Origin of the sequence: Streptomyces sp. 13-12-16 (genome assembly GCF_002114215.1) — a bacterium.
Lineage (GTDB): Bacteria > Actinomycetota > Actinomycetes > Streptomycetales > Streptomycetaceae > Streptomyces.
Genome location: NZ_NCTE01000317.1, coordinates 1 through 6833, shown reverse-complemented (window position 1 = coordinate 6833; position 6833 = coordinate 1). Strand labels below are relative to the sequence as shown.

Sequence of the window (6833 nt, the reverse complement as noted above, 5' to 3'; positions counted from 1 at the left end):
CGGTCGCCTGCCGCGGGAGGGCGCCGGGCCCGGTGTCGCGCGGCAGTACGTCCGTCGGGGCCCCGGGAGGGCCGACCTGCCGCGGCAGGGGGCCGGGGGGCCGCAGGGCCGTCGTGCTCTCGTCGCCCGGTGCGCCGACCCGGGCGAGGATCTCCCGCGGGGTGGGGCGACGGGCCGGGTCCTTGGCGAGACAGTCGCCGATGAGGGCGTGCAGCGCCGGGTCGGTGACGGTGCTGATGTCAGGGGTGTTGTGCACCACGCGGTAGAGCAGCGCGGGGGTCGGTCCCTCGCCGAAGGGATTCGCGCCGGTCGCCGCGAAGGCCAGCACCGCGCCCAGGCAGAAGACGTCGCTGGCCGGGGTGATCGTGTCGCCGTTGACCTGCTCGGGCGACATGAACCCGGGCGAGCCGGCCACGAGACCGGTGCCGGTGATCGAGTCGGCCTCGACGCTGCGGACGATCCCGAAGTCGATGACCCGGGGCCCGTCCTCGGCGAGCAGCACGTTGGAGGGCTTGAGGTCGCGGTGGACGAGGTTCGCGGCGTGGATCGACACCAGCGCCTCGGCCAGCCCGGCCGCCAGCGCCAGTACGGCGCCCGCCTCGAACGGCCCCCGTTCGACGACCGCCTGCTCCAGCGAAGGACCGGCGATGTAGCTGGTCACCAGCCACGGCAGGGGCGCGTCCGGGTCGGCGTCGACGACCGGTGCGGTGAAGGCACCGCTGACCTTCCGGGCCGCCTCGACCTCACGCCGGAACCGGTCGCGGAACTCGGGCCGGCGCACCAGCTCGGCGTGCACCACCTTCACCGCGACGAGCCGCCCGCCCGGGGAGCGGCCGAGGAAGACCCTGCCCATACCGCCCGCGCCCAGCCGGCTGATCAGCCGGTATCCCCCGACGGAGCCCGGGTCGTCCGGCTCCAGCGCTGACACAAATGCCTCCCGGCGTGCGATCTCGGCCCGTTCGGGCAGGGCCAAGCATAAAGCCAATCGCACCCGTGTTCGTCGAAGTGCCGTACGCCGTACGGTACTTCGACCATCACTCTCCCCCTGGACGCGCCGCGCCCTTGCACGGAGCCGGGCGACCGGTGACGCACCGTCATCCGAGGATCCCTTCGGCCTTCGGGGCGGTGACGGCGCGGGTGAGCCGGCGGCGGCGGAGGCCGGGGCCGGTGCAGCCCGTGACGCGGGCGGCGCACCGCTCCCGGGGCAGGTCAGCGCAGGCGGGACGACGACAGGATCGACAGCAGGTGGGCCGGGACCATCACCCAGGTGATGACGGCGAGTGCGCCCAGGGCCCAGCGGGTCGGCTCGATGCCGCCGGTGACCGTGTCGGCGACGGCCGCGACGAGGAGGACGAGGGACGCCTCGATCCCGTTGGTGACCCGGTGGACCTTGAACGCGGCGGCGATGCGGCGCACGGTCGCGACGCCCTCCGAGCGCGGGCGGGTCGACTCGTCGTCGGCGACGGCCAGGCCGCGGCGGGCGCGGGCGACGTCCACCAGATCGGTGGAGGCCTTGAGCAGGACGACGCCGAGGGCGGTGGCGATGCCGACCGACAGCCAGCCGCCGACGCCCGACTCGGCGGCGCGGTAGCCGGCGCCCGCCATCAGCGCCGCGTCCGCGAGGTACGCGCCGAGCCGGTCGACGTAGATGCCGGCCGCGCTGTTCTGGCCCTTCCATCGGGCGACCTCGCCGTCCACGCAGTCGAAGAGCAGGAACAGCTGCATGAGGATCACGGCGAGGACCGCGCCGGTCAGGCCCGGGATCATCAGCGCGGCGCCGGAGGCCACTCCGCACACCACCATGGTCCAGGTGAGCTGGTCGGGGGTGACGGGGGTGCGGACCAGGTGGCGGGTGGTGCGCAGGGAGATCTTCCGCATGTAGAGGCGGCCGGCCCAGTGTTCGCCGTTGCGGCTGTCCATCTTGGCCCGCGGCTGGCAGACCTCCCGCAGCTCCTCCAGTACCGGAGCACCCATGACGTTCCTCCCCAGGCCCGACCACCGCACGTGCGGCGATGATCGGGCCAGGGTACAGAGCGCGTACGGCGGGCCGTCGGCAGGGGACACTGACCCCATGGAGTCGATCGATCCGGTCACCGCCCGCGCCTGGCTCGCCACCGCCCTCGCGGAGGCCCGCGCCGGACTGGAGGAAGGCGGCGTCCCCGTCGGCGCCGCGCTGTACGGCGCCGACGGGACCCTGCTCGGCCGTGGCCGCAACCGCCGTGTACAGGACGGCGACCCGTCGGCGCACGCGGAGACCGCCGCCTTCCGCGCGGCGGGACGGCAGCGGTCGTACCGCGGTACGACGATGGTGACGACGCTCTCCCCGTGCTGGTACTGCTCGGGGCTCGTCCGGCAGTTCGGCATCTCCCGGGTGGTGATCGGCGAGGCGGTCACCTTCCACGGCGGGCACGACTGGCTGGCCGGACACGGCGTGGAGATCGTGCTGCTGGACGATCCCGAGTGCGCCGCGATGATGCGGGAGTTCGTCGCCCGTCGTCCACAGCTGTGGAGCGAGGACATCGGGACGTGACACGGCGAAGGCCGGTTCCCGTGACTCAGGTCGTGGGAACCGGCCTTCGTGGTGTCCGGGTTCAGAAGCCCACGGACCCCAGCGCGCCCAGGCCGACGTCCGCGTACGAGTGCTTGCCGGAGACGAAGATGTTGACGCCGTAGTAGTTGAACAGCCAGCAGCCGAAGGCGGCCAGCGCCAGGTACGCGGCCTTGCGGCCCTTCCAGCCGGCGGTGGCGCGGGCGTGCAGGTAGCCGGCGTAGGCGACCCAGGTGATGAAGGACCAGGTCTCCTTGGGGTCCCAGCCCCAGTAGCGGCCCCAGGCGTCGCCGGCCCAGATGGCGCCCGCGATGATCGTGAACGTCCACAGCGGGAACACCGCCGCGTTGACGCGGTAGGCGAACTTGTCCAGCGAGGAGGAGGCGGGCAGCCGCTCCAGGAACGAGGTCGCGAAGCTGCCGGGCTTGCCGCCGTTCGCGAGCTTGTTCTCGTACGAGTCCTTGAACAGGTACATCACCGTGGTGATCGCACCGACGTAGAAGACCGCGCCGCACAGGATCGCCGTGGAGACGTGGATGTACAGCCAGTACGAGTGGAGGGCGGGAACCAGCTGGTCGCTCGCGGTGTACAGGACGGTGACGGCGAGACCGAGGTCGAGGAGGACCGAGGTGGTCAGGAACAGGCCGATCCAGCGCACGTTCTTCTTCAGCGCCAGCAGCAGGAGGTACACGCCGACCGCGGTGGTGGAGAAGGTGATGTTGAACTCGTACATGTTGCCCCACGGCGCCCGCTCCACGGACAGCGCGCGGGTGAGCACGCCGCCGAGCGCGAGGAGGAACGCGAGCACGGTGAGGGAGACGGCGATGCGCCCGTAGAGGTCGCCCTTCTCGTCCCCGCCGTGCGCTCCGGGCCCGTCGGGCACGTCACGGGAGCCGCTCGCGGCCCGGACGACGACCTTCGGCCGCTCCAGTACGGCGGTGCCGCCCGCCTTGTTGACGGTGACGGCCGGTGCCGTCCTCGCCGTGGCCGCCTTCGGCGTGAGCGCCGCGGCCGTACGGCCGACCTTGCTGCGGCTGCCGAAGAGCCACTCCGCGATGTACGCGAAGAAGGCGAGGGTGTAGATCGCCATCGCGGAGTAGATCAGTACGTTGCTGATCTCCGCGAGGTTCTCGTTGGTCGCGGCGGCGAGAGTCACTGCTCAGCCCCTTCGGCAGGTACGGCTTCGGTGTCGGTGGGTCCGGTCGTCTTCGGGGAGGTCTCGTCCGGGTCGTCGGAGTCGTCGGGTTCCGGCGCGCCCGGCGCCTTGTCGTAGAGGAGTCCGGCGAGGTCGCCGAGTTCCTCGGGCACCTTCGCGGACTCGCTGCGGCCGAGGCCGGCCATCTCGACGACGGTCACGCCGTCGTCGCCGCGCACCGCGCGCACCCACACGCGGCGGCGCTGGATGAACAGGGAGCCGGCGAGGCCGGCGATCGCGGCGACGGCACCGCCGAGCGCCCAGCCGCCGCCCGGCTCCTGGACGATCTGGAAGCCGGCCCACTCCTTGACGCCGTCGAAGGTCACGGTGCCGGCGCCGTTCGGGAGGGTCATGGTGTCCCCGACGGCGAGCTGCTTCTTGAACAGCTCCCCGTCGGAGTCCTTGAACTCCTCCATGTTGGTCTTGTCGAGCTGGTAGATGCTCTGCGGGGTGCCCGCGTCGACGCCGAGATCACCGTGGTAGGCGGAGAGCGCGAGCATCGGGTTGATCAGCGCCGGGAAGGCGGAGAGCATCGTGCTGCCCTCGCCGCCGTACGTCGGCAGGAAGAACGCGTTGAAGCCGAGCTGCTCCCGCTTCCCCTCGGCGTTGCGGTAGCCGTCCATGACCTTGACCGCGCCCGAGGAGGTCACGTTGCCGTCGAGCGGCAGCAGGGCGACGGCCTCCTTGTCCATGACCACCTTGCCGCTCGCGTCCTTCACGGTGAGGACGGGCGCGTAGCCGTGGCTGACCAGGTACACCTTCGAGCCGTCGATCTCGAGGGGCTGGTTGACCTTGACGGTGGTCCTTCGCTCCTCGCCGTAGGCGCCGACGCTGTAGGTGAGGTCGGCCTCGTACGTCCGTGGGGTGCCCCGGTTCGGCCCGGTCAGCTCGTAGGTTCCCTTGAAGTCCTCGAGATCGAAGCTGAACCGGTCCAGGTCGTCCTCGGTGAACAGGTTCCCGGACCGGAAGTCGTCGTACTGGGTGAGGGTGTTGGCGAAGCCGCCGCCCTCGACGATCAGCTTGTTGCCCTCGTACTTGAAGAGCTGCCCCCAGGCGAAGGCGATCAGCATCACGATCAGCGCGACGTGGAAGACCAGGTTGCCGACCTCGCGCAGATAGCCCTTCTCGGCGGCGACGGCGTCACCGACGACGTGGGCGCGGAAGCGGCGCTTCTTCAGCAGGGCGAGCGCGGCCTCGCGGACCTGCTCGGGCTCGGCCCCGGTGCGCCACGTGGTGTGGGCGGGCAGCCGGGTCAGCCGGCGGGGCGCGCCCGGCGGGCGTCCGCGCAGCTGGCCCACGAACTGCCAGGTGCGGGGCACGATGCAGCCGATGAGGGAGACGAACAGCAGGATGTAGATCGCGGAGAACCACACCGAGCTGTAGACGTTGAAGAGCCCGAGCTTGTCGTAGACCGGTGCGAGGATGTCGTGCTTCTCGCGGAAGTCGGCGACCTTCGTGGCGTCGATGCCGGTCTGCGGGATGAGCGAGCCGGGGATCGCGCCGAGCGACAGCAGCAGCAGGAGCAGCAGCGCGACCCGCATGGAGGTGAGCTGCCGCCAGAACCAGCGGGCCCAGCCGATGACGCCCAGGGACGGCAGGTTGGGCTGCTCCTCCTTGGGCGCGGTGGACAGCTGGGAGCCGGCGGCGCCCAGGTCCTGGTCGTCACCGGCCTTCGGGGCGTTGTCTGTCGTGGTGTCGCTCATCGGATCAGATCCCCACAGTGAAGCCGTTGGACCAGGTCTGCATCTGCTGCACGATGACGTCCCACGCCCCGGTCAGCAGCAGCAGCCCGGTCGCGATCATCATGATGCCGCCGGTGCGCATCACCCAGGTGTAGTGGCGCTTGACCCAGCCGAAGGCGCCGAGCGCCTTGCGGAAGGCGACGGCGGTGAGCACGAAGGGCGCGCCGAGGCCGAGGCAGTACGCGACCGTGAGGAGGGCACCACGGCCGGCGGTGGCCTCGTTGAACGACAGGGCCGTCACGGAGGCGAGCGTCGGGCCGATGCAGGGTGTCCAGCCGATGCCGAACAGGGCGCCTATGACGGGGGCGCCCACCAGCCCGGTCGCCGGCCGCTTGTGGAAGCGGAACTCGCGCTGGGTGAGCCAGGGCATCAGGCCCATGAAGAAGACGCCCATGAGGATCATGAAGACGCCGAGCACCTTGGACAGGACGTCCGACTGTTCCTGGAGGGTCTGTCCGAAGTAGCCGAAGAAGGCGCCGCCCGAGACGAACACGGCCGTGAAGCCGAGGACGAACAGCGAGGCGCCGGCCACCATCCGGCCGCGCCGGGCCTCGGCCAGGTCGGTGCCGGAGACGCCGGTGACGTAGGAGAGGTAGCCGGGGACCAGCGGCAGCACGCAGGGCGAGAAGAAGGAGACGAGCCCGCCGAGCACGGCGACGGGCAGGGCGAGCAGCAGCGCCCCGCTGCGCACCGTCTCGCCGGGGTCCGCGGCCAGCATGGACACTCCGGTCACGTCACTTCTCCGCGAGGACCGGGGCGATCATCTTGCGCAGCTTCTCCTCGCTGAGTGCCTGGAGCGAGCGCGCGGCGATCTTCCCGTCCCGGTCGAAGACGAGAGTGGAGGGGACGGCCTGCGGGTTGAGGGTGCCCTTCTCGAAGCGGAGCATCAGCTTGCCGGTCGGGTCGAACAGGCTCGGGTAGGTGACCCCCTGCTCCTCCTCGAAGGCGAGGGCCGGGCCGACGGTGGCGTCACGGGTGTTGATCCCGACGAACTGGACGCCCTCGTCCTTCAGGTCCTGGTGCACCGTCTCGAAGTTCTTGGCCTCGGCGCGGCAGGGGGGACACCAGGAACCCCATACGTTCACGACGACGACCTTGCCCTTGTAGTCGTCGACGTCGAGGTGATCGCCGTCGACGGTCTCGCCGGACAGGTCCGGGGCGTCGGCACGGTCGCCCTTCTCGACGGTGGCGATGCCGTCCGATCCGGCGACGTAGCCGGTGTCACCGCCCCCGCCCGACGTCCCGCCCGAGCCGCACGCGGAGACGAGCAGCGCGGCCGCGGCGGCGCCGGCGGCGGCCAGGAGGACGCGACGGCGTGCGCGGGGGGCTCGGTTCGAGCGCTGGGGGG

The 6833-nt window shown here is 71.3% G+C and carries 7 protein-coding genes; 1 reads left to right on the top strand and 6 read right to left on the bottom strand.

Going from position 1 to position 6833, the window contains the following annotated elements; translation table 11 throughout:
- Both B7767_RS13485 and B7767_RS13480 read right to left on the bottom strand, forming a co-directional pair.
- Positions 1-928, bottom strand: a 928-nt coding sequence (locus B7767_RS13485; RefSeq protein WP_143652422.1) for a serine/threonine-protein kinase, incomplete at its 3' end; no start/stop codon positions are given.
- Between the two features lie 281 nt (positions 929-1209).
- On the bottom strand, positions 1210-1974 hold the full coding sequence (locus B7767_RS13480) for a CDP-alcohol phosphatidyltransferase family protein (RefSeq protein WP_085572395.1): 765 nt from the start codon (positions 1972-1974) through the stop codon (positions 1210-1212).
- Between the two features lie 97 nt (positions 1975-2071).
- Between B7767_RS13480 and B7767_RS13475 the strand changes: the two genes are divergently transcribed.
- Entirely contained in the window at positions 2072-2530 is a 459-nt protein-coding gene (locus B7767_RS13475; RefSeq protein WP_085572394.1) for a nucleoside deaminase, read from the top strand.
- Between the two features lie 61 nt (positions 2531-2591).
- Here B7767_RS13475 and ccsB read toward each other — a convergent pair whose 3' ends face one another.
- The 4 genes from ccsB to B7767_RS13455 form a co-directional block, all read right to left on the bottom strand.
- Complete coding sequence (gene ccsB / locus B7767_RS13470) at positions 2592-3704, bottom strand: c-type cytochrome biogenesis protein CcsB (RefSeq protein WP_085572393.1); 1113 nt, start codon at positions 3702-3704, stop codon at positions 2592-2594.
- Positions 3701-5446 (bottom strand): cytochrome c biogenesis protein ResB, encoded by a 1746-nt coding sequence (locus B7767_RS13465; RefSeq protein ID WP_085572392.1) that lies wholly within the window; start codon positions 5444-5446, stop codon positions 3701-3703. Before B7767_RS13465 ends, ccsB begins: the two co-directional genes overlap by 4 nt.
- Before the next feature lie 4 nt (positions 5447-5450).
- Positions 5451-6203 carry a cytochrome c biogenesis CcdA family protein gene (locus B7767_RS13460; RefSeq protein WP_085572397.1) on the bottom strand — a complete coding sequence of 251 codons (753 nt, stop codon included), beginning with the start codon at positions 6201-6203 and terminating at the stop codon, positions 5451-5453.
- A 16-nt stretch (positions 6204-6219) separates the two neighbouring features.
- On the bottom strand, positions 6220-6833 hold a 614-nt coding region (locus B7767_RS13455), incomplete at its 5' end, for a TlpA family protein disulfide reductase (protein WP_373408210.1).